Here is a 20,751-nt window from a genome sequence, read left to right as displayed (position 1 = left end):
CGTACACCATACGGTACGGTAAGGTCATGTTCGTGATCGAACACACGGGCAGCGGTGACCCGGCACGCACCCTGGCGTTGCTGTGGCGGACGCAGGAGCGCGCGAGCCGCAAGGGCAAGCCGGACCTGAGCGTGGACCGCATCGTGCAGGCCGGCATCGCGCTGGCCGACGCGGACGGCCTGAAGGCGTTGTCGATGCGCCGCGTGGCCGAGTCGCTGGGCGTGGGGACGATGTCGCTCTACACCTATGTACCGGGCAAGGGCGAGCTGATCGACGTAATGGTCGACACCGTGCAATCCGCGACCGGACGTGCCCCGGCCGACGGCTGGCGCGAGCACCTCAAGTACGTGGCGCGGGAGAACCTGGCGCTGTACCGCGCGCATCCGTGGTTGCTGCAGGTGGCGCCGTCGCGCACGGTGCTGGGTCCGCAGGTGGCGGCGAAGTACGACTTCGAGCTGCGCGGCCTGGAGGGCGTCGGGCTCTCGGACGTGGAGATGGACTCGGTGCTCAACCTCGTGCTCGGGCACGTGCAGAACTCGGCGCGCGGCCTGACCGCGGCGGCACTGACCGAGCAGGAGACCGGGCTGACCGACCAGCAGTGGTGGGACGCGGCGGCGCCGTTCCTGATGACCGTGTTCGACCCGGCGCGCTACCCCGTCGCCGCACGGGTCGGGGGCGCCGTGGGCGAGGCGCACCAGAGCGCGTTCAGCCCGGAGCACTCGTTCGAGTTCGGTCTGGAGATGATCCTGGACGGCGTCAATCGGCTGATCGCGTCACGCGCTCGTTAACAGGTGGGTGACACCGGCTGGGATGCGTCGTTAATTCCCACGCGGTGTCCTTCGGGTGCCTACAGTTACGCCACGCGTTCGTGGTGAGATCAACAGCCACTGGGAGGCCCGCTCGTGGTGATCGACTCGCAGCCCCGGCAGGCGCTGGTGCGCCGCGTCACCGGTCTCGCGCGGTCGACTCCCGGGCGGTTGAGCCTGATCATCGTCGTGCTGGTGCTGGCGAGCCTGGTCAGCGGGGCGTTCACGACGTGGAGCGTCAACCGGCAGGCGACGGCGCTGGAGGACCTGTCGACGCGGTCCGAGCCCCTCGCGCACGCGGCGCAGGAGGTCTACCGGGCGTTGCAGGACGCGGACGCGACGGCCGCGAGCGCGTTCCTGTCGGGTGGGCTGGAGCCCGTTCAGCTGCGGGAACGCTACGAGGCGGACATCGCGCAGGCCCAGGCGGCGCTGTCGGTGGCGACGGCCTCCTCCCCCGACCTGACCGCGACGCTGGCCGCGCAACTGCCGGTCTACACGGGCTTGATCGAAACGGCGCGCACGAACAACCGGCAGGGCTTCCCGGTGGGCGCGGCGTACCTCAGGGAAGCGTCGGGGTTGATGCGCACGCAGCTGCTGCCGGCCGCGCAGGAGCTGTACCGGGCGGAGACGGACCGGGTGGCCCGCGCGCAGGACGAGGCGGACTTCCCGTGGGGTTCGGTGCTGGTGTTGCTGGCGTTCGTGATCGCGCTGGTCCTGGTGCAGCGGTACCTGACCCGCAAGACGAACCGGCTGCTCAACGTCGGACTGCTGGTGGCGACCGGGGCGGCGGTGCTGTCGCTGCTGTGGGTGACCACGGTGTCGGTCCTCGTGATGCGCGACGTCGCGGACTCCCGCACGGCGTCGGAGAAGGTCGACGTGCTCGCACAGGCCCGGATCGCGACCCTGACCGCACGCGGCGAGGAGACGTTGACGCTGGTCGCGCGCGGCGCGGGCCAGGCGTACGAGAAGAACTTCGTCGAGGTGTCCGAAAGGCTGGAAGGCCAGCTGGACCAGGCGCAACAGCTGGAGCGCACCGAGGCGGTCGACCAGGCGATGCGGCACTTCCGGCAGTGGCAGCAGGTGCATCAACGCATCCGCGAGGCCGATGACGCCGGCCAGTACAACGACGCCGTGGCGCTGATCAACAACCCGTACTTCGACTCGCTGGACCAGGACCTGGTCCGGGCGATCGGCGAGGCGCGGCAGGACTTCAGCGACGAGGTGGCGGTGGCGCGGGCGGCGCTCGCGGGCACGGTGGTGGGGGTGCTGGTGCTCGCGGTGATCAGCGCGGCCGGGTCGACGATGGGGTTGTGGCAGCGGCTCAAGGAGTACCGATGAGGCGCCTGACGCTGGTCGTCATCATGCTGGTGTCGGCCTGCTCGGCAGGTCCGGCGCCGAGCGAGGTCGTCCCCCGCAGCGCACCGACGCCGCAGCCCGCGAACGCCAGCACCGTCACGGCGGCGCCGAGCAGTACAGCGGGGCCCGCGCCGTCGTGCGACGCGACGGCGAGCCTGCGGCCGGGTGCGCTGCCGCCGGCGGGCCAGATGCCGGCCGGGTCGACCATGGAACGGATCCAGCAGCGCGGCCGGTTGATCGCCGGGGTGGACCAGAACTCGTACCTGATGGGGTTCCGCAACTCGTTCACCGGCGAGATCGAGGGTTTCGACGTCGACGTGGCCCGCCAGATCGCCAAGGCGCTGTTCGGCGACGAGAAGAAGGTGCAGTTCAAGGTCGTCACGTCGGCCGAGCGGATTCCGATGCTGCAGCGCGGCGAGGTCGACCTGGTCGTGCGGACCATGACGATCACGTGCGACCGCCTCGAGCAGGTCGACTTCTCCAGCGTCTACTACCAGGCCGGGCAGCGGGTGCTGGTGCGTCGCAACTCCGGCATCACCGGCGTCGAGAGCCTGGCGGAGAAGCGGGTGTGCGTGGCGGCGGGGTCGACGTCGCTCAACAACGTCATCAAGCGGGTGAAGACGACGATCAGCGTGCCGAACTGGACGGACTGCCTGGTGATGCTGCAGCAGGGCCAGACGGACGCGATCTCCACCGACGACACGATCCTGGCGGGGCTGGCGGCGCAGGACCCGTACACCGAGGTGGTCGGGTCGCGGTTCACCGAGGAGCCCTACGGGGTGGGTATCCCGAAGGGTCAGGTGGACCTGGTCCGGTTCGTCAACGGCGTGCTGGAGCAGATGCGCGTCAACGGCACGTGGCGCGCCATCTACGGGCGCTGGCTGAACACGCTGGGCCCGGCACCAGCGCCGCCCGTCGCTCGTTATCGGGACTAGGGAGGGTCGCGAGATGAGTGAGGACCTGGATCTGCCCGCGACCGGGCCGTCGACGGCGCCGGGGACCGCACCCTGGTCGGTGTCGCAGGAGGGCTCGCAAGGGTTGTCGCGGTCGAACTCCGGCCGCACCCGCCGGGGCAGTGCGCGGTCGATGAGCCGCGGCCGGCTGGGAGCGGGCCTGGTCGAGGTGCCGCGGGTGCCCTACCGCGATCCGAAGACCGCGGTGCTGGAGAACCCCGAGGTCCCCGAGGCGAAGCGGTTCTGCTCGAAGTGCACCAAGAAGGTCGGTCGGCGCAAAGACGGCAAGCCTGGACGCGTGGAGGGGTTCTGCCCGCAGTGCGGCCACGCGTACTCGTTCACGCCGAAGCTCGCGCCGGGTGAGGTGCTGCACGACCAGTACGAGGTGCTGGGGTGCCTCGCGCACGGCGGCCTCGGCTGGCTCTACCTGGCGCTCGACCACGCGGTGAGTGACCGGTGGGTGGTGCTCAAGGGCCTGCTCGACTCGGGTGACGCGGACGCGATGGCGGCGGCATTGGCCGAACGCCGGTTCCTCGCCGAGGTCGAGCACCCGAACATCGTGAAGATCCACAACTTCATCCGTCACGAGGACCGCGAGACCGGCAAGCTCGTCGAGTACATCGTGATGGAGTACGTCGGCGGCGAGTCGATCAAGGACATGATCACGCACCGGCGCCGGGAGGGCCGCGGTGACGAGGCGCTGCCGTTGGCGCAGGCCATCGCCTACGTGCTGGAGATCCTTCCGGCGGTCGGGTACCTGCACGGTGTGGGGTTGCTGTACTGCGACTTCAAGCCGGACAACATGATCCACACCGAGGAGCAGCTCAAGCTGATCGACCTGGGCGCGGTGCGGCGCATCGACGACCACCACTCCCCCATCTACGGCACGATCGGGTACCAGGCGCCGGAGATCGGCACGATCGGGCCGTCGATCTTCTCCGACATCTACACGGTCGGGCGGGCGTTGGCGGTGATGAGCTTCCCGTTCGACTTCCGCGGCCGGTGCAAGGACCGGTTGCCGACGATCGACGAGGAACCGCTGCTGGGCCGGTTCGAGTCGTTCCACCGGCTGCTGCTGCGCGCCACGAACCCGAACCCCGAGCTGCGGTTCTCCTCAGCGGAGGACATGGCGGACCAGCTCACGGGCGTGCTGCGCGAGGTGCTGGCGATCGAGGACGGCGTGCAGCGGCCAGGCCCGTCGAGGCAGTTCACGCCGGAACGGCGCCGGTTCGGCGTGGAGGGCGCGCTGGACCTGGCCGAGGTGGCGCTGGCGTTGCCCGCGCCGACCGTGAACACCTCGGACGCGGCCGCCTCCTGGCTGGCGACGGCGACGACCTCGGATCCGGCGGGACTACGGAAGGCGCCGGAGTTCACCGTGGAGGTGAGGTTCCGGATCGTGCGCGTGCTGATCGAGTCCGGGGACACCGAGGCGGCGCTGCGGGAGCTGGAGGCGCTGACGGGCCCGTCGCTGTTCGACGAGTCCGAACTGGACCCCGAGGACTGGCGGCCGGACTGGTACCGCGGGCTCGCCGCGCTGACCGACAAACGCGCGGAGGACGCGCTGAGGTTCTTCGACGCGGTCTGCTCGGCGGTGCCCGGTGAGGCGGCGCCGAAGCTCGCGCTGGGCGTGTGCGCGGAGGCCACGGGTGATCTGAAGGCGGCGGCGGGCTGGTACGAGCTCGTGTGGCGCACGGACCACGCGTACGTGTCGGCGGCGTTCGGGCTGGCGCGGGTGCTGCTCGCGTGCGGCGACCGTGCGCGAGCGGTCGACGTACTGCTGTCCGTTCCGGACACTTCCTCACAACATCTGGCGGCGCAGATCGCGGCGGTCCGCGCGCAGCTCGGCGACTGCGGCGCGGAGGACCTCGTCGCGGCCGGGGAACGGTTGCACGCCTTGGACATCGACGTGCATTCGCACACCCAGCTGTCGGCGGAGGTGCTGGAGGCGGCGTACGACTACGTGACCCGCAATCAGGCCGCTGAGGGCAGGGTGCTGGACTGTGCACTCTCCGAACACGAGCTTCGGCTGGGTCTAGAGGCGCGCTATCGCACGCTGGCCCGGTTCGCGGCCACGCCGGAGGAACGGATCGCATTGGTGGACCGCGCGAACGCGGTAAGGCCTAGGACGTTGGTTTGATGGACACCCTGAAGTGCCCGGAGTGCTTCGCGCCCGTAGCGCCGGAAGACCGGTTCTGCGAGGCGTGCGGGCGCAACCTGCTGGTCCGCCGCACGCCGCTGGGCGGGCCGACCGGTCCCGCGCAGGCGTCGTGCATCCTGTGCGGCTCGCCCGACATCGATGACGAGGACTACTGCACCCAGTGCGGCCGGCACCAGCCGTCGGCGCGCGACCGGGTGGAGTACACGCTCGGCGCGGTGTCCGGAGTCTCGGACCGGGGCAAGCGACGCGCGCGCAACGAGGACTCGATGGCGTTCGGGCACGTCGCGGGCAAGGGTGTCGCCGCGGTCGTCTGCGACGGGGTGGCGTCTTCTGAGCGCGCCGAGCAGGCCTCGCAGGCCGCTGCCGACGCCGCGGTCGACGTCCTGCTGAACGCGTTGATCGACACCGCGGACCCGGAGCAGGCGATGATCGACGCCGTCGCCGCGTCGTGCCTGTCGGTGGAGCAGCTCGTCGAGGCCGAGCCGGTCGAGGCGGGTGGCCGGGGTGTCGCGCCGTCGTGCACGTTCGTGTCGGTGCTGGTCACGGAGACGTCGGTGACGGTCGGCTGGGTCGGCGACTCGCGGGCGTACTGGCTGGCGGACGAGGACTCCAAGCAGCTCACGACCGACGACACGTGGGCCGCGCAGCTCGTCGCGGAGGGTGTGCTGACCGAGGAGCAGGCGCGCACGGACCGCCGGGCGCACGTGCTGTCGCGCTGGATCGGCGCCGACGCGGGGCAGGTGGTTCCGCAGGTCGTGACGCTGCAGCCGACCACTCCGGGGATGTTCCTGCTGTGCTCGGACGGGCTGCACAACTACCGCCCTCAGCCCGAGGACCTGCAGCCGTTGCTGCCGTGCGGGCCCGAGGAGTTCGTGAAGGTCGCCCTGGAAGCGGGCGGTCACGACAACATCACCGTGGTGCTGGTGCCGTTCGCGCCGGCACAGTAGCCACATTTCGAGAGGATCCGCACATGCCCGGCTCGACCGTGGACGTGATCACCGAGGACGGCACCGCGGACGCCTATCTGGCGCATCCCGACGGCGACGGCCCGTTCCCGGCGGTCCTGTTCTACATGGACGCCTTCGGCCTGCGCCCGCATCTGTGCGCGATGGCCGACCGTCTGGCCGCTGCGGGTTACGTCGTGCTGGTTCCCAACGTCTTCTACCGGGCCGGTCGTGCGCCGGTGGTCGAGCTGCCCGACTACATCGACCCGGCGGCGCGGCCTGGGCTCTTCGAGCAGATCATGCCGATGCTGCGGTCGTTGAAGCCGGACGCCCTGATGCGCGACGCGTCGGCCTACCTGCGGTTTCTGGCCGACTCGCCGCTGGTCGCGGATGGCCCGGTGGGCATCACCGGCTACTGCATGGGCGCGGGCCTGGCGTTGCGCACGGCGGGCACCTACCCGGACCGGGTGGCGGCCGCGGCGGGTTTCCACGGCGCGAACCTGGCCTCCGACGCCGACGACAGCCCGCACCTGCTGGCCGACCGCGTGACGGCCGAGCTGTACTTCGCGCACGCCGACCAGGACGCCGCGATGCCCGCTGAGCAGATCGATCGTCTGGAGAAGGCCCTCGACTCGGCAGGCGTGACGCACCGCTGCGAGGTCTACGAGGGTGCGCACCACGGCTACACCCAGTCCGACACGGCCGCGTACGACGCCGAGGCCGCCGAACGCCACTGGGTCGCGCTGCTGGACCTGTTCTCACGCGCACTGCAGCCATAGAGTGATCGTGCCGCCGCCCTCCGTAATGCTTTGGAGGCGTACGGGATGGGCACTGGTAGGCGCGATTTCCTGCTGGGCACGGCTGGGGCTCTGGCGGCATCTGGCTTGGCACCGGGGACGGCTTCGGCCGCTCCAGGTGAGCTGACCTGGGTGCTGACGAACAACATCGGGTACGAGGCCGGCGGGCCGAAACGGGCGGTGATCGCCTGCACCACGCCGGGCGCGCACCGGTTCGAACTTCGCGAGCACGGGACGGGTGCCGTCGTGCACCGCGGCACGGCCAAGCAGGTCGGGCCGGTGGCGGACTGGAAGGCGAACCAGTTCCCCGCGGTGCCGTCGTTCTACTCGGTCGCAGACTTCTCGAACTTCACACGTTCCGGTGAATTCGTGCTGTCGACGGACGGCGGGGTGTCGCGGTCGTTCATCGTCGAGCCGCTCGTGCTGGAGCGGCGGACGTTGCCGCACGTGGTGCGGTTCTTCAAGGATTCGCGGTCGTTCGGCGAGTACGACCGGGCGGACCGCTCGCTGCCGTACGAGCCGGATCCGTCGGTGCGGGTGGACGCGCACGGCGGTTGGTACGACGCGGCGGCGGACTGGTCGAAGCACTTCACGCAGCTGTCGCGCTATTCGTTCTGCAACACGCTGCAGCTGCCGTTGACCGCGTACGTGCTGTGGACGTCCTACGACGAGCTCACGCGACGCGCGAACCCCGACTTCCGGCACCTGCGGGAGCTGCTGCACGACGAGGCCGTGTACGGGGCGGACTACCTGGTGCGGGTGCAGATGCCCGGTGGGTCGTTCTACGGGTCGGTGCGGCAGCCGCAGGAGGACGACATCGGCATCGACCCGGCCAAGCGGTTCCTGCGTCGCGGCCCGCTGAACTACCGCGAGGGTTGTGGTGTCGCGATCGCGGCGCTGGCGCGGGCGGCGCGGGGCACGGTCGACGGGGAGTTCCCGCGGTCGCGTTATCTGGCGGCGGCCGAGGCTGCGTCTCGTTCCTGCAGGTCAACAACGTGCGGTTGACCAACGACGGCAAGGAGAACATCCAGGACGACTACAACGCGCTGCTCGCGGCCGTGGAGTTGTTCAAGGCCACCTCGAAGGCCGAGTACCGGGCCGAGGCTGATCGTCGTGCGGCGGCGTTGGTGGCCCGTCTGTTGCCGCGTGGGCACTTCCGGGCCGATGACAAGGATCGGCCGTACTTCCACCCGTCGGACGCGGGCATGCCGGTGGTGGCGTTGCTGGCGTACTCGTCGATCGCCGGGGACTCCGTTCTCGCGGCGGTGCGGCGGTCGTTGGAGTTCGAGCTGTCGATCACTTCGGCGGTGCCGAACCCGTTCGGGTACGCCCGGCAGGTGGTGCAGACGGCGGCGGGTGAGCGGTTCGACGGGTTCTTCTTCCCGCACGACGCGGCGGGCACGTGGTGGCAGGGCGAGAACGCCCGGCTCGCTTCCCTTGCCGCTGCCGCCCGGTTGGCCGCGCCGAAGTTCGACGCGGCGTTCGGTGCCCGGTTGCGGTCGTACGCGGCGGACCAGCTGAACTGGATCGTGGGCTGCAACCCGTTCGACGTGTGCATGCTGGAGGGCAGCGGCCGGACGGCGCCGATCTACCTGGAGTACCCGGACGTGACCAAGCCCGGTTCGTGGCGGTGGATCCGGGCGGCGGGCGGGATCGTCAACGGGATCACCGGCCGTGCGGCGGACGGTCGTGGGATCGAGTGGGATCCGGGAGTGGCGTCGTCGGGCCCGAACACGGACTGGCGGTGGCTGGAGCAGTGGATCCCGCACTCGACGTGGTTCCTGTACGCGGTGGCTGCCGGCTGACGCCTGCCGCGAGGTCGAGCAACGTCATGGCGTCGTGGTCCGGTGTGCCCGGCGTGGTGAGGTAGATGACGAGGCGCTGGCCCTGGGCCCGGTTCAGGGTCAGCCCCTCGTGCGACAGCAGCATCGTGCCGACGGCGGTCGCGGCGTTGCTGCTGCCGCGCCGATTTACCACCGGCTAACTGGGGCGGGGCAGCGTCAGTCCCGTGAGATTTGTAGCTGTCGCGGCGGTGGCCGCGTTCGCGCTGGTGGGGCTGCCGTCCGTGGCTCAGGCGGCCAACCCGCCCGGGTGTTCCGAGCGGATGACGCAGATCGGTTCGACCGCGTACATCGAGACCGGTGTGAACACGATCGCGGCGTCGGTCAAGCAGTTCAAGGGCTGTGGGAAGAACTGGGCCTACGTGTGGGTGTGGGACTCGTTCATCAAGCCCGGCCGTTCGTTCGAGGTGCAGGCGTCGATCTACCCGGACGGCGCGAACCCGGCGGGTGGCGTGCGGGTGCGCAACAAGCAGGAGGTGTGGTCGAAGGGCACGAACACGCTGACGGTGTGCACGCGTGCGTCGGGCACGCTGGTCGACCTGGTGGGCGACCCGAGCTACGGCTATCAGGAGTTCACCGACAAGCGCTGCTGACCTGCATCATTGGGGCCATGTGGAGGCCGGTGTTGATCGCGGTGGCGGTGGTTGTCACCATCGTCGCCGTGGTCTTCGCCTTTCAGCGCAAGCTGGTCTACTTCCCCTCCCCCGGTCCGTTGCCGTCCGCGGAGGAGGTTCTGCCTGGTGGGCGTGATGTCCGCCTGGTGACGGCGGACAGCCTGCTGCTGGACGGCTGGCACTTCGAGGTGTTCGACGCGCCCGCGACGGTGGTGGTGTTCCCGGGCAACGGCGGTAACCGGCTGGGGCGCGTGCCTCTCGCACGGGAGCTCACGGAGCGTGGGTTGTCGGTGTTGTTGTTCGACTATCGCGGTTACGGCGACAACCCCGGCAAGCCCTCGGAGGAGGGCCTGGCGATGGACGCGCGGGCGGCGTTGGACCTGATCGACGGCCCGGTCATCTACTTCGGTGAGTCGCTGGGCGCGGCCGTGGCGGTGGAGCTGGCGGGGTATCGGGCGCCGGAGGGCATGGTGCTGCGGTCGCCGTTCGCGTCGCTGGCGGCGGCCGGGTCGCACCACTACCCGTGGCTGCCGGTGAAGATGTTGTTGCTGGACAAGTATCCCGTGGTCGAGCGGGTGTCCGCTTTGGACGTTCCGACGGTCGTGGTGCTGGGGACGTCGGACTCGGTCGTGCCGCCCGCGCAGAGCCGTGAGGTGGCGACGGCGGCGCGGGCGCGGCTGGTCGAGGTGGCCGGTGCCGACCACAACGACGAGGTGCTGCTGTCGGGGCCGCAGGTGATCGACGCGGTCATGTCCGTGCGGGGCTGATCTCGCCGGAGCCGCGGCGCACGAGTGAGGCGGGGACGACGGCGTGCACGGGTGGTGAGGTGTCGCCGCCGATGCGGGCGAAGATCAGCTCGGCGGCTTTGCGGCCCAGGCCCGGCACGTCCTGGCGCACGACGGTGACGGCGGGTTCGAGCATGTCGGCGAGCGGGAAGTCGTCGAACCCGATGAGCGCGGTGTGGTGGTGCAGGTCGCGGGCGCGCAGCACGCGCATGGCGCCGACGGTGACGAGGTTCTGCGCGGTGAACAGCGCCGTGGGCGGCGAGGCGAGATCGAGCAGCTCGGTGGCGGCGGTCTCGGCGAGGTCGGCGCCGTGCAGGTCGGTGCGCACGAGTTCTTCGCGCAGGGTGAGTCCTGCCTGGGCGAGGCCTTCGAGGTAGCCGGTGTAGCGCTCCTGGCTGGTCCACAGGGTGCGGCGGTCGCCGAGGAACGCGATGTCGCGGTGGCCGAGCGAGGCGAGCTGCAGGACGGCTTCGCGGGAGCTCTCGCGGTTGGTGGTGGTGACGCAGTCGGTGCTGCCGAACGTGGGTGGCCGGTCGACGAGCACCATCGGGGTGCCGCGTTCGCGTTCCTGCTGCAGTGCGTCCTGGTGGCCTCCGGCGGCCATGACGACGACGCCGTCGACGCGGCGCGCGGACAGCGAGACGAGCAGTTCGCGTTGCAGGGACTGGTCGTCCTCGCTGCTGCCGGCGAGCACGAGCACGCCGCTGTGGCGGGCGCGGTCCTCGACGGCGCGCAGCAGGGCGGAGTCGAACGGGTTGGACAGGTCCTCGAACAGCACGCCGATGGTGGCGCTGCGCTTGTCGGAGCGGCGCAGGCTGCTCGCGGTGAGGTTGGGGCGGTAGCCCAGGGTGCGGGCGGCGGCGCGGACGCGTTCGACGACCTCGGCGCCGGCGCCGGGCAGGTCGTTGATGACGCGGGAGACGGTCTTGGTGCTGACCTTCGCGAGCGCCGCGACGTCGCGCATCGTGGGTTCGCGTCTTTCGCCTGCTTGATCCATGTCCGCACACCTCGGGTAACGCTTGCGTAACGGCTGCTTGTCGCTTCTTCTCCGCGAAAGCTAGCGTCAACGATGACGTAAGGGAATCCCCTCTTGAAACGTAATCGGGCCCGCTTTTCGTCCGGTCCGTTACGTCAACGTTGACGTAGGAGGAGTCATGTCGCGCAGAGCGTTCGGGCTGACGGCGGCGGCGTTGCTGACGCTGGCTGCGGCGGCTTGCGGGAACGGTGGTTCGTCGGGCGGTGGGACGCTGGTCGGCCTGGTGACCAAGACCGACACGAACCCGTTCTTCGTGAAGATGAAGGAGGGCGCGCAGCAGGCGGCCTCGTCGGCGGGTGTGACGGTGCAGTCGTTCGCGGGCAAGCAGGACGGTGACAACCAGGCGCAGGTCGACGCGATCGAGAACCTGATCGCCTCGGGCGCGAAGGGCATCCTGATCACGCCGAGCGACTCGAAGGCGATCGTGCCGTCGGTGGACAAGGCGCGGGCTGCGGGTCTGCTGGTGATCGCGCTGGACACGCAGCTGGAGCCGGCCAGTGCCGCGGACGCGACGTTCGCGACGGACAACTACAAGGCCGGTCTGCTGATCGGGCAGTGGGCGAAGGCGAAGTTCGCCAAGGACGGCAAGCAGGCCAAGATCGGGCTGCTGGACCTGAACCCGAACCAGGTGTCCGTGGACGTGCAGCGCGACCAGGGTTTCCTGGAGGGCTTCGGCGTCGACGTGAAGGACAAGACCCGCATCGGTGACGAGTCCGACCCGCGGATCGTGGGCCACGACGTGACCAACGGCGACCCGTCCGGTGGCCGCACCGCGATGGAGAACCTGCTGCAGCGCGATCCCGGGATCAACCTGGTCTACACGATCAACGAGCCGGCCGCGGCGGGCGCGTACGAGGCGTTGAAGGCGGCGGGCAAGGAGAAGGACGTCGTGATCGTCTCGGTGGACGGCGGCTGTCCCGGCGTGGAGAACGTCAAGGCCGGCGTGATCGGCGCGACCTCGCAGCAGTACCCGCTGAAGATGGCGCAGCTCGGGGTGGAGGCGGTGACGCAGTTCGCGAAGGACGGCTCGAAGCCCAAGGACACCGACACGGGCGTCACGCTGATCACCGACCAGCCGGCGGAGGGCGTGGAGTCGAAGGACTCGGCGTTCGGCCTGCAGAACTGCTGGGGCTGACCTGTGACGACCGTGGTGGAGGAGCGGGACCGCTCGCTGCTGACGCGCGTGCAGCACCTGTTGCACGCGCAGGCGACGATCGGGCCGGCGGTGGTGCTGCTGGTGTCGGTGGTCGTGTTCGCGTTGCTGTCGGAGCGGTTCCTGACGCCGGGCAACATCTCGTTGATCCTGCAGCAGGTCGCGGTCGTGGGAACCCTGGCCGTCGGGCAGACGATCGTGATCCTCACGGCCGGCATCGACCTGTCGTGCGGCGCGATCATGGTGCTGACGTCGATCGTGATGGCGAAGGTGGCGGCGGAGACCGGGCTGCCGGGCTTCCCCGCGCTGCTGCTGGGTTTCCTGGTCGGCACGGTGTGCGGGCTGCTCAACGGGATGCTGGTGACGCGGCTGAAGCTGCCGCCGTTCATCGTCACGCTGGGCACGTTGAACGTGTTCTTCGCGCTGAACCTCTGGTACTCGGGCAGTGCGACGATCCGCGGCACGGACATGCCGTCGCTGCTGCTGTGGACCGGGCAGACGTTCACCGTCGGCGGCACGCGCATCACCTACGGCTCGATCATGCTCGTGGTGCTGGTGGCGGCGATGGCGTTCGTCTTGAAGAACACCGCGTGGGGCCGGCACGTCTACTCCACCGGCGACGACCTCGAGGCGTCCCGCCTGTCGGGCATCCGGACCGCACGGGTGCTGCTTTCGGTGTACGCGACCGCCGGTCTGGTGTACGCGCTGGCCGCGTGGACGTTGATCGGCCGGATCGCCTCCGCGTCGCCGCAGGCCGGGCAGACCGACAACCTGGACTCGATCACGGCCGTGGTGATCGGCGGGACGTCGTTGTTCGGTGGCCGTGGCGCGGTGGTGGGGTCGCTGATCGGCGCCCTGATCGTCGGTGTGTTCCGCAACGGCCTGGCGCTGGCCGGGGTCGACGTGCTGTGGCAGACGATGGCGGTCGGTGTGCTGATCATCGTGGCCGTGTCGCTGGACCAGTGGATCAGGAAGGTGAAGGCATGACCACGCCGGTGCTGCAGGCTCGTGGCCTGGTCAAGCGGTACGGGAAGGTGACGGCGCTGGCGGGCTCGGACCTGGAGCTGCTGCCCGGTGAGATCCTCGCGGTGATCGGGGACAACGGCGCGGGCAAGTCGTCGCTGATCAAGGCGCTGGCCGGGGCGGTGGTGCCGGACGAGGGCGAGATCTTCGTCGACGGCTCCCCCGTGTCGTTCTCGACGCCCATCGACGCGCGGCGGGCCGGCATCGAGACGGTGCACCAGTCGCTGGCGGTGTCGCCTTCGCTGGACATCGCGGCGAACCTGTTCCTGGGCCGCGAACGGCGCCGCAAGGGCGTGCTGGGGTCGGTGTTCCGGATGCTGGATCGTCAGGGCATGCGGGAGGAGGCGCGCCGGCAGCTCGACGCGCTGGGGATCATGACGATCCAGAACCCGGGCCAGGCGGTGGAGACCCTCTCGGGTGGCCAGCGCCAGGCCGTGGCGGTGGCTCGGGCGGCGGCGTTCGGCAGCCGGGTGGTGATCATGGACGAGCCGACCGCGGCACTGGGTGTGCGGGAGTCGCGGGCGGTGCTGGATCTGATCCTGCAGGTGCGCGACCGCGGGTTGCCGGTGATCCTGATCAGCCACAACATGCCGCACGTGTTCGAGGTCGCGGACCGGATCCACATCCAGCGCCTCGGGCGCCGCAAGGCGGTGGTGGATCCCAAGTCCGTGTCCATGTCCGACGCGGTGGCGATCATGACCGGCGCCATGGAGCCGCCGGGCTAGTCCCGAACGGGTTGTCGATCAGGTACCGCCACCGGCCGTCCGCGCCTTTGCGTGCGACGTCGGTGGCGGTGCCTGTCACGTCGCCGATGGTCCAGTCGACGATCAGCAGCGCGATGCCGTCGTGCTCGTAGACGTGCCGGGGGTTGAGGGTGATGGGCAGGCCGAGGTCGAGGAACCGCTGGTTGGCGGCTTGCCGCGCGGCTCCGCTGACCGTCTGGCCGGGTTCGGGCACGAACAGCCCTCGGGGCTCGTAGACGGCGTCGACGGCGTGAGGGTCCTTGGCGTTGAACGCTTCGGCGAACGCGTGGGCCACACTGATGGGGTGCATGCTGACAGCGTTGCCTTCGCTGAAGTGGGTCACCAAACGGTGACCTGGGACCGGCCGTCGGCGGACTGCCCGGTGGAGGTGGCGCTGGCGGCGATCAGCGGCCGGTGGGCGACGCTGGTGCTGCGGGATCTGCTGGACGGGCCGCGGTCGTTCTCGGAGTTGCGGGCGGGGCTGCCGTCGTTGAGCGCGAAGGTGCTGACGGAGCGGCTGGAGTCGTTGGTGGCGCAGGGGTTGGTGTCGTGCTCCCGCTCCCCCGGTTTCCCGGTGCGGACGTCGTATGCGTTGACGTCGAAGGGTGTGCTGCTGCGGCCGTTGCTGGATCAGCTGTACCGCACGGGTGAGGCGCTGCTGGGCGGCTAGTCGAGTGCGAGGCGTTTGTTGAGGGCCTGTCCTGAGGGCAGCGGGTCGATGAACCTGTGCAGGAACTCGAGCATCGCGTCGGTCTCCAGCCCCTCGGCGGCGGCGTGATGCAGTGGGGTTCGAGGGTCTGGATCAGCAGCCGTTTGCCTTCGTGCTGGGCTGCCAGGATCGCGAACCCAGGTGTTCGGCCTTGCGCATCGGCGCCCTGTCGGGTGGCCGGCACCACGTCGAAGCTTGTGCTGGAGGGCTGAGGCGCTACTCGGCGAGGTCGCGGATCACCGACTCCAGTGGCGCGATGACGTTGCGGGAGCGCTTGAGGTTCTCCGAGACCAGCACGGTGTCCTTGCTCAGGCGCCGCCAGAACTGGCCCTCGACCGGGATCTCGATCATGCTCAGCGAGAACAGGGGCGGGTGCCCGAGCTCGTCGGTGAGCTGGTCGATGACCTCGTTGAGCAGTTCCGAGAACTGCTGGCGGTCCTCGTCGCGCTGCCTGGTCGTTTCCGGTGAGGACGGGTCCCCGCTCCACTGCAGGAAGGCGTCGTGCAGGTGTTCGGGCAGGCCGACGGGCCAGCGTCCGCGCACGTGCTGGGAGCCGGGTGAGGGCAGGGACTGCTCCCACCAGCGGTCCCATCCCCGCGTGACGCGTTCGGTGGCCTCGGGGTCGTCCACGCGTGGGACCGGCGGGGTGAGGCGCGGGATCGCGTCGGCGGTGGGAGTGCTGATGCCGAGGGCGTCGCGCACGTAGAGGGTGAACGTGTCGCCGCCGCCGCTGCCGACCACCCAACTCTTCTTACCTGGGTTCACGTCCATGCGTCACGGTACCGCCGCTCACAGCGGTACCGCGTCCAATGCCTTGAAGATGCGCTTGTCGCTGACCGTGTACCGGGTTCCGATGGTCTGGGCGAAGTACGACAGGCGCAGCTCCTCGATCATCCACCGGATCTCGTCGAGCTCGGGCGCGGGTTCGTCGGCGGGCGTCTGTGCGCGCAGTTCGCGGTACTCGGCGTGGACCTGGTGGACCTTGTCGGTCCATTCCAGGTCGCGGCGCGGGTTCTCGGGCAGTTTCTCGATGCGGCGCGAGATGCCTTTGAGGTAGCGCACGAGGTCCGGCAGCCGGTCGTAGCCGGTCTTGGTGACGAATCCCTTGTACACCAGTGAGTTGAGCTGCGCGCGGATGTCGGCGACCGAGTCGGGGGCGCCTTTGAGGCCGTGGAGTTTCAGCTCGGCCTCGTGCGCGGCTTCGAGGACCTTGCGGACTTCCTGCACGACGACCCAGGTGGTGTCGTTGAGCGCGGCCTGGACCTTTTTCAGTTGCGCCGCATAGGTTTTCTGGTCCCAGGCGGGTTCGCCCATGAGGCGGTCGACGGCGGCCATGATGCAGTCGGCGAGCAGGTTCGCGACGCCGCCGTGGGGGTTGCGGGTCAGGGCGAGCTTGGCGGCGTTGTCGAGGTGGCGTTGCAGGTGCTTGACGGGCGAGTTGATGCCCATCAGCAACAGCCTGCGCACGCCGCGGCGGTGGGCGTAGGCCTGCCGTCCTGGAGTGTCGAGGACCTTGATCGCGACGGCGGAGCTCTGGTCGACCAGGGACGGGTAGGCGGTGACGGTGATGCCGGACTGCCGTTGCTCGATGGTGCGCGGCAGCGTGTCGAAATCCCAGGTCGTGAGGCCGGTGCGTTCGAGGTGGCCGGCGGCCTGGCTGAGCGACTCGCGGACCTCGTCGCGCAGCTTTTCCTTGAGCGCGGCGATGTCCTTGCCCTCGGCCAGCGTGCGGTTGTTCTCGTCGACGACCTGGAAGGTGAGCTTGAGGTGGTCGGGGACGGCGTCGAACTGCCAGTCCTCGCGGTGCACGGTGACACCGGTCAGCGCCTTGAGCTCGCGTTCGACGCCGTTGAGCAGGCTCGTTTCCGCAGGGGTGATGCGGGCGAGCACGGCGGTGGCGACGTCGGGGACGGGCACGAAGTTGCGGCGGATCTGCTTGGGCAACGATCGGATCAACGCGACGACGAGGTCGTGGCGCAGACCGGGGATCTGCCAGGAGAACGCGTCGTCGTCGAGCGTGGTGAGCGCCGGCAGCGGGAGCTGGACGGTCACGCCGTCGTTCTTCGTGCCGGGTTCGAAGTGGTAGCTCAGCGGCAGGGTGAGCTCGCCCTGGTTCCACTGGTCCGGGTACTGCTCGGGGCTGACGTCGGTGCGGTCGTTGACCAGCATGTCCTTGGTGAAGGTGAGCTGGTTCTTGTCCTTCTGCTTCTTCCACCACGAGTCGAAGTGCCGCGCTGACACGACTTCCGCGGCGACGCGCTGGTCGTAGAACTCGAACAGCGTCTCCTCGTCGACGACGATGTCCCGGCGCCGCGCGCGGTTCTCGAGCTCCTCGACCTCTTCGAGCAGCGCGCGGTTGGTGTGGAAGAACTTGTGGTGCGTGGTCCACTCCCCCTGCACGAGGGCGTGGCGGATGAACAGTTCGCGGCTGAGTTCGGGGTCGATGCGGCCGTAGTTGACCTTGCGGCCGGCCACGATCGGGACGCCGTAGAGCGTGACCTTCTCCAGCGCGACGACGCTGCCGCGTTTGGTTTCCCAGTGCGGTTCGGAGTACTGGCGTTTGACGACGTGCTCGCCGAGGCGTTCGGCCCATTCGGGTTCGATCTTGGCGACGATGCGGCCCCACAGGCGGCTGGTCTCGACCAGTTCGGCGGCCATGACCCACTGCGGGGGCTTCTTGGCCAGCGCGGAGCCGGGGAAGATCGCGAACTTGGCGTTGCGGGCGCCGAGGAACTCCGTCATGGGACGGCGTTTCTCGCCTGGTGCCTGCTTCTTGAGGATGTCCTTGACGCCGATGTGGCTGAGCAGGCCGGACAGCAGCGCGATGTGGATGTTGCGGGGGTCGCCGGGCTGTTCGTTGAGGTGCATGCCGAGCTGTTTGGCGACCTGGCGCAGCTGCAGGTAGATGTCCTGCCACTCGCGCACGCGCAGGTAGTTGAGGAACTCGGCCTTGCAGCGCTTGCGGAACTGGTTGCCGCTGAGCTCCTTCTGCTGCTCTTTGAGGTAGGCCCAGAGGTTGAGGAACGTGACGAAGTCGGATTCTTGGTCGACGAACCTGGCGTGCTGCTGGGTGGCGGCTTCCTGCTGGTCCGCGGGGCGTTCGCGGGGGTCCTGAATGGACAGCGCCGCGGCGATGACCATGACTTCGCGCAGGCACCCGGTGGTGTCGGCCTCCAGGACCATGCGTCCCAGGCGCGGGTCGACGGGCAGCTGGGCGAGCTTGCGGCCGGTCGGGGTGAGCTTCTTCTCGGCGGCGTTGATGGCGCCGAGCTCCTGGAGCAGGCCGATGCCGTCGTTGATGTTGCGGCTGTCGGGCGGGTCGATGAACGGGAACTTCGCGACGTCGCCCAGGCCGATGGCGGTCATCTGCAGGATGACGCTGGCCAGGTTGGTGCGCAGGATCTCCGCGTCGGTGAACTCGGGGCGGGCCTCGAAGTCCTCCTCGGAGTACAGGCGGATGCAGATGCCTTCGCTGACGCGGCCGCAGCGGCCCTTGCGCTGGTTCGCGGACGCCTGGCTGATCGGCTCGATCGGCAGGCGCTGGACCTTGAGGCGGTGGCTGTAGCGGGAGATGCGGGCGTTGCCGGGGTCGATGACGTACTTGATGCCCGGCACGGTGAGGCTGGTCTCGGCGACGTTGGTCGCCAGGACGATCCTTCTTCCGGTGTGCCGCTGGAAGACCCGGTGCTGCTCGCCGACGGAGAGGCGCGCGTAGAGCGGGAGGATCTCGGTGTTCTTGAGGTCTTCTTGTTTGAGGGCGTCGGCGGTGTCGCGGATCTCGCGTTCTCCCGACAGGAACACGAGGACGTCGCCGGGTCCTTCGGCCTGCAGTTCGTGGACGGCGTTGATGATGCCCTGGGTCTGGTCGTCGTCCTCGTCGAGCGGCCGGTAGCGGGTCTCGACGGGGTAGGTGCGGCCGGAGACCTCGATGACCGGGGCGTTCTCGAAGTGCTGGCTGAAGCGCTGCGGGTCGATCGTGGCGGAGGTGATCACGATCTTGAGGTCGGGGCGTTGCGGGAGCAGCTGCTTGAGGTAGCCGAGCAGGAAGTCGACGTTGAGGCTGCGTTCGTGGGCCTCGTCGATGATGATCGTGTCGTACCTGGACAGGGTCCGGTCGGTCTGGATCTCGGCGAGCAGGATGCCGTCGGTCATGAGCTTGACCAGGGTGTCGTCGCCGGACTGGTCGGTGAACCGGACCTTGTAGCCGACGGTCTCGCCGAGCTTGGTGTTCAGCTCCTCGGCGACGCGTTCGGCCACTGTGCGGGCGGCGATCCTGCGCGGCTGGGTGTGGCCGATCTGGCCCGTGACGCCGCGGCCGAGCTCCAGGCAGATCTTGGGCAGCTGGGTGGTCTTGCCGGAGCCGGTCTCGCCGGCGACGATCACGACCTGGTGCTTCTCGATCAGCGCTTTGATGTCGTCCTTGTGCTGGCTGACCGGCAGCTCTTCGGGATAGCTGATCTTGGGGACGGACTCCCTGCGCAGCGCGACCTTGAGCGCGGCCTCGTCGATCTGGGCGGCGATCTCCTCGGTGATCTTCTTGCGCGCGAGCGGGTCCTTGACCCGGCGTACGCCGTCGAGGCGCCTGGCGAGCCGGCGTTGATCACGCGGCATGAGCTCGGGCAGGCGTTTGTGCAGTTCAGCGAGCGGGGTGTCCATTTGCGCTCAAGGATATCCAGACGGCCGCGATCGCTCGCGTCAATAACTGCCGGACCCCGTCGCCAGCGTTGCCGGTGTGGATGCCGGGGGCTTTGGGAAGCTGGTCGGCCACTCGGTTGCCGCGACGTCTGACCTGGACGAACGGCGCGCGTGGAGGTCTGTGCGGCTGGTGTTGTCGCCGGCGGGTGAGATCGCCGACTTCGCGGTGTTCGGCGGCTCGTTGAACGACCTGCTGTCGTCGCGGGGGCAGGTGCGGGCGTCGGACGTGTCGCCCGGCGGTGAGGACGTGGACATGGAGAACCCGGTCGACATCGCGCACCGGATTCCGCGGTTGTGGGCGTTGTTCGAGAAAGCGGCGTGATGCCCCCGATCGGCGCAGGCCGAAAATTGTCAGACCCCTCCGATAACGTTGCGGGTATGGACCTCGACGTCTTCTGGGGACTTCTCGACCGATCCGCTTCAGTTACCTCTGACCAGCAGGAACGTTCCTCGTGGCTGTCGTCGCAGCTGGCTTTGCTGCCGCCTGCCGACATTTGCGGTTTCGAGACGCTGTTAAACGCGTCACGTGGTCGCGTGAACACGTATGCACACTTTCACGCGGCTTATGTCGTGTGTGACGGCTTGTGTTCCGCGGACCAATTCCTGGCATTCCAGTGGTGGCTGGTGGGCCTGGGCCGCTCGGTGCTGGCGTCGGTCGCGGCGTGCCCGGACGCGCTGGCCGACGTGCCGGCGGTGCGGACTTTGCTGGCGGTCGGCGCCGAGTCGTGGCCTGATGGCGCGTGGCCGTTGTGGGAGGGCCTCGGGCAGGTGGCGCACGACGCGTTCTTCACGGCGACGGGCCGTTCGCTGGACAACGCGCTCGCGGTGCTGGGCCGGGTCCGGGTGACGGACGCGGATCCGTTCTCGGGCGCGGTGTGGGACGTGGACTCGCCGTTGGAGGCGGCGGTGCGGCTGCCGCGGTTGTGGGAGCTGGCTCGCGGGATGGAGGAGGCGGCCTGACCTGCCGGTGCCGCGAACCCTTGGCGTCCGCACTCACGCTGATGCCCGCCGACCCCGCGAACCTCTGCGTCCGCCTGCCGCGCCCCCGCTGGCCTGCGGACTGGCCGTGCCGGTCTGAATCCGGCGAGGCCGGACCATCCATGACCTGCTGCGGCTGCGAGGACCAGCCTGTGAGCCA

The 20,751-nt window shown here is 69.3% G+C and carries 20 protein-coding genes; 16 read left to right on the top strand and 4 right to left on the bottom strand.

Annotated elements, in window-relative coordinates; all coding sequences use genetic code 11:
* Positions 1 to 26: 26 nt before the first annotated feature.
* The 10 genes from LFM09_RS37230 to LFM09_RS37185 all read left to right on the top strand — a co-directional run bounded on the left by LFM09_RS37230 (position 27) and on the right by LFM09_RS37185 (position 10,236).
* Positions 27 to 788, top strand: a complete 762-nt coding sequence (locus LFM09_RS37230) for a TetR/AcrR family transcriptional regulator (RefSeq protein WP_414101300.1) — start codon at positions 27 to 29, stop codon at positions 786 to 788.
* 114 nt (positions 789 to 902) lie between these two features.
* Positions 903 to 2,144 carry a hypothetical protein gene (locus tag LFM09_RS37225; protein WP_414101299.1) on the top strand — a complete coding sequence of 414 codons (1,242 nt, stop codon included), beginning with the start codon at positions 903 to 905 and terminating at the stop codon, positions 2,142 to 2,144.
* On the top strand, positions 2,141 to 3,097 hold the full coding sequence (locus LFM09_RS37220) for a transporter substrate-binding domain-containing protein (protein ID WP_414101298.1): 957 nt from the start codon (positions 2,141 to 2,143) through the stop codon (positions 3,095 to 3,097). Before LFM09_RS37225 ends, LFM09_RS37220 begins: the two co-directional genes overlap by 4 nt.
* A gap of 13 nt (positions 3,098 to 3,110) precedes the next feature.
* The gene (locus LFM09_RS37215; RefSeq protein ID WP_414101297.1) at positions 3,111 to 5,252 is read left to right on the top strand and encodes a tetratricopeptide repeat protein; all 2,142 of its coding nucleotides are present in this window, start codon (positions 3,111 to 3,113) and stop codon (positions 5,250 to 5,252) included.
* Positions 5,252 to 6,220, top strand: coding sequence for a PP2C family serine/threonine-protein phosphatase (locus tag LFM09_RS37210; protein ID WP_414101296.1), 969 nt, complete (start codon positions 5,252 to 5,254; stop codon positions 6,218 to 6,220). Before LFM09_RS37215 ends, LFM09_RS37210 begins: the two co-directional genes overlap by 1 nt.
* A 23-nt stretch (positions 6,221 to 6,243) precedes the next feature.
* Positions 6,244 to 6,996, top strand: a complete 753-nt coding sequence (locus tag LFM09_RS37205) for a dienelactone hydrolase family protein (protein WP_414101295.1) — start codon at positions 6,244 to 6,246, stop codon at positions 6,994 to 6,996.
* A 45-nt stretch (positions 6,997 to 7,041) separates the two neighbouring features.
* Complete coding sequence (locus LFM09_RS37200; protein WP_414101294.1) at positions 7,042 to 8,019, top strand: cellulase N-terminal Ig-like domain-containing protein; 978 nt, start codon at positions 7,042 to 7,044, stop codon at positions 8,017 to 8,019.
* Entirely contained in the window at positions 8,010 to 8,819 is an 810-nt protein-coding gene (locus LFM09_RS37195; protein WP_414101293.1) for a glycoside hydrolase family 9 protein, read from the top strand. The genes LFM09_RS37200 and LFM09_RS37195 overlap by 10 nt, the downstream gene beginning before the upstream one ends.
* A 203-nt stretch (positions 8,820 to 9,022) precedes the next feature.
* A complete protein-coding gene (locus LFM09_RS37190; protein ID WP_414101292.1) occupies positions 9,023 to 9,448 on the top strand; it encodes a hypothetical protein in 426 nt (141 codons plus the stop codon).
* 17 nt (positions 9,449 to 9,465) lie between these two features.
* Positions 9,466 to 10,236 (top strand): alpha/beta hydrolase, encoded by a 771-nt coding sequence (locus LFM09_RS37185; RefSeq protein WP_414101291.1) that lies wholly within the window; start codon positions 9,466 to 9,468, stop codon positions 10,234 to 10,236.
* Here LFM09_RS37185 and LFM09_RS37180 read toward each other — a convergent pair.
* Positions 10,217 to 11,251 (bottom strand): LacI family DNA-binding transcriptional regulator, encoded by a 1,035-nt coding sequence (locus tag LFM09_RS37180; protein ID WP_414101290.1) that lies wholly within the window; start codon positions 11,249 to 11,251, stop codon positions 10,217 to 10,219. The two genes, LFM09_RS37185 and LFM09_RS37180, sit on opposite strands and share 20 nt — an antisense overlap.
* A 157-nt stretch (positions 11,252 to 11,408) precedes the next feature.
* Between LFM09_RS37180 and LFM09_RS37175 the strand changes: the two genes are divergently transcribed.
* Genes LFM09_RS37175 through LFM09_RS37165 form a run of 3 tightly spaced genes read left to right on the top strand, consistent with a single transcriptional unit; the run spans position 11,409 to position 14,191 of the window.
* On the top strand, positions 11,409 to 12,425 hold the full coding sequence (locus tag LFM09_RS37175; protein ID WP_414101289.1) for a sugar ABC transporter substrate-binding protein: 1,017 nt from the start codon (positions 11,409 to 11,411) through the stop codon (positions 12,423 to 12,425).
* A gap of 3 nt (positions 12,426 to 12,428) precedes the next feature.
* On the top strand, positions 12,429 to 13,430 hold the full coding sequence (locus LFM09_RS37170; protein ID WP_414101288.1) for an ABC transporter permease: 1,002 nt from the start codon (positions 12,429 to 12,431) through the stop codon (positions 13,428 to 13,430).
* Positions 13,427 to 14,191: an ATP-binding cassette domain-containing protein gene (locus tag LFM09_RS37165; protein WP_414101287.1), complete on the top strand. Its 765-nt coding sequence runs from the start codon at positions 13,427 to 13,429 to the stop codon at positions 14,189 to 14,191. The genes LFM09_RS37170 and LFM09_RS37165 overlap by 4 nt, the downstream gene beginning before the upstream one ends.
* Here LFM09_RS37165 and LFM09_RS37160 read toward each other — a convergent pair.
* A complete protein-coding gene (locus LFM09_RS37160; protein WP_414101286.1) occupies positions 14,160 to 14,519 on the bottom strand; it encodes a YybH family protein in 360 nt (119 codons plus the stop codon). The genes LFM09_RS37165 and LFM09_RS37160 overlap by 32 nt on opposite strands.
* A 24-nt stretch (positions 14,520 to 14,543) precedes the next feature.
* Between LFM09_RS37160 and LFM09_RS37155 the strand changes: the two genes are divergently transcribed.
* Positions 14,544 to 14,879 (top strand): winged helix-turn-helix transcriptional regulator, encoded by a 336-nt coding sequence (locus tag LFM09_RS37155; RefSeq protein ID WP_414101285.1) that lies wholly within the window; start codon positions 14,544 to 14,546, stop codon positions 14,877 to 14,879.
* 255 nt (positions 14,880 to 15,134) lie between these two features.
* Here the strand turns inward: LFM09_RS37155 and LFM09_RS37150 are convergent, their stop codons facing one another.
* A complete protein-coding gene (locus tag LFM09_RS37150) occupies positions 15,135 to 15,689 on the bottom strand; it encodes a hypothetical protein (RefSeq protein ID WP_414101284.1) in 555 nt (184 codons plus the stop codon).
* Positions 15,690 to 15,707: 18 nt separating this feature from the next.
* Entirely contained in the window at positions 15,708 to 19,574 is a 3,867-nt protein-coding gene (gene hrpA, locus LFM09_RS37145) for an ATP-dependent RNA helicase HrpA (protein WP_414101283.1), read from the bottom strand.
* A 76-nt stretch (positions 19,575 to 19,650) separates the two neighbouring features.
* On the opposite strand from hrpA, the gene LFM09_RS37140 reads away from it, so the two are divergent.
* Both LFM09_RS37140 and LFM09_RS37135 read left to right on the top strand, forming a co-directional pair.
* Positions 19,651 to 19,935, top strand: a complete 285-nt coding sequence (locus tag LFM09_RS37140; RefSeq protein WP_414101282.1) for a hypothetical protein — start codon at positions 19,651 to 19,653, stop codon at positions 19,933 to 19,935.
* Positions 19,935 to 20,573 carry a DUF4240 domain-containing protein gene (locus tag LFM09_RS37135; RefSeq protein WP_414101325.1) on the top strand — a complete coding sequence of 213 codons (639 nt, stop codon included), beginning with the start codon at positions 19,935 to 19,937 and terminating at the stop codon, positions 20,571 to 20,573. Before LFM09_RS37140 ends, LFM09_RS37135 begins: the two co-directional genes overlap by 1 nt.
* Positions 20,574 to 20,751 lie beyond the last annotated feature (178 nt).

The sequence above is a fragment of the Lentzea alba genome, from assembly GCF_047445655.1.
Classification (GTDB): Bacteria; Actinomycetota; Actinomycetes; order Mycobacteriales; family Pseudonocardiaceae; genus Lentzea; species Lentzea alba_A.
Note: the sequence above shows the minus strand (reverse complement) of the source record. Positions and strands in the feature narration are given on the sequence as shown.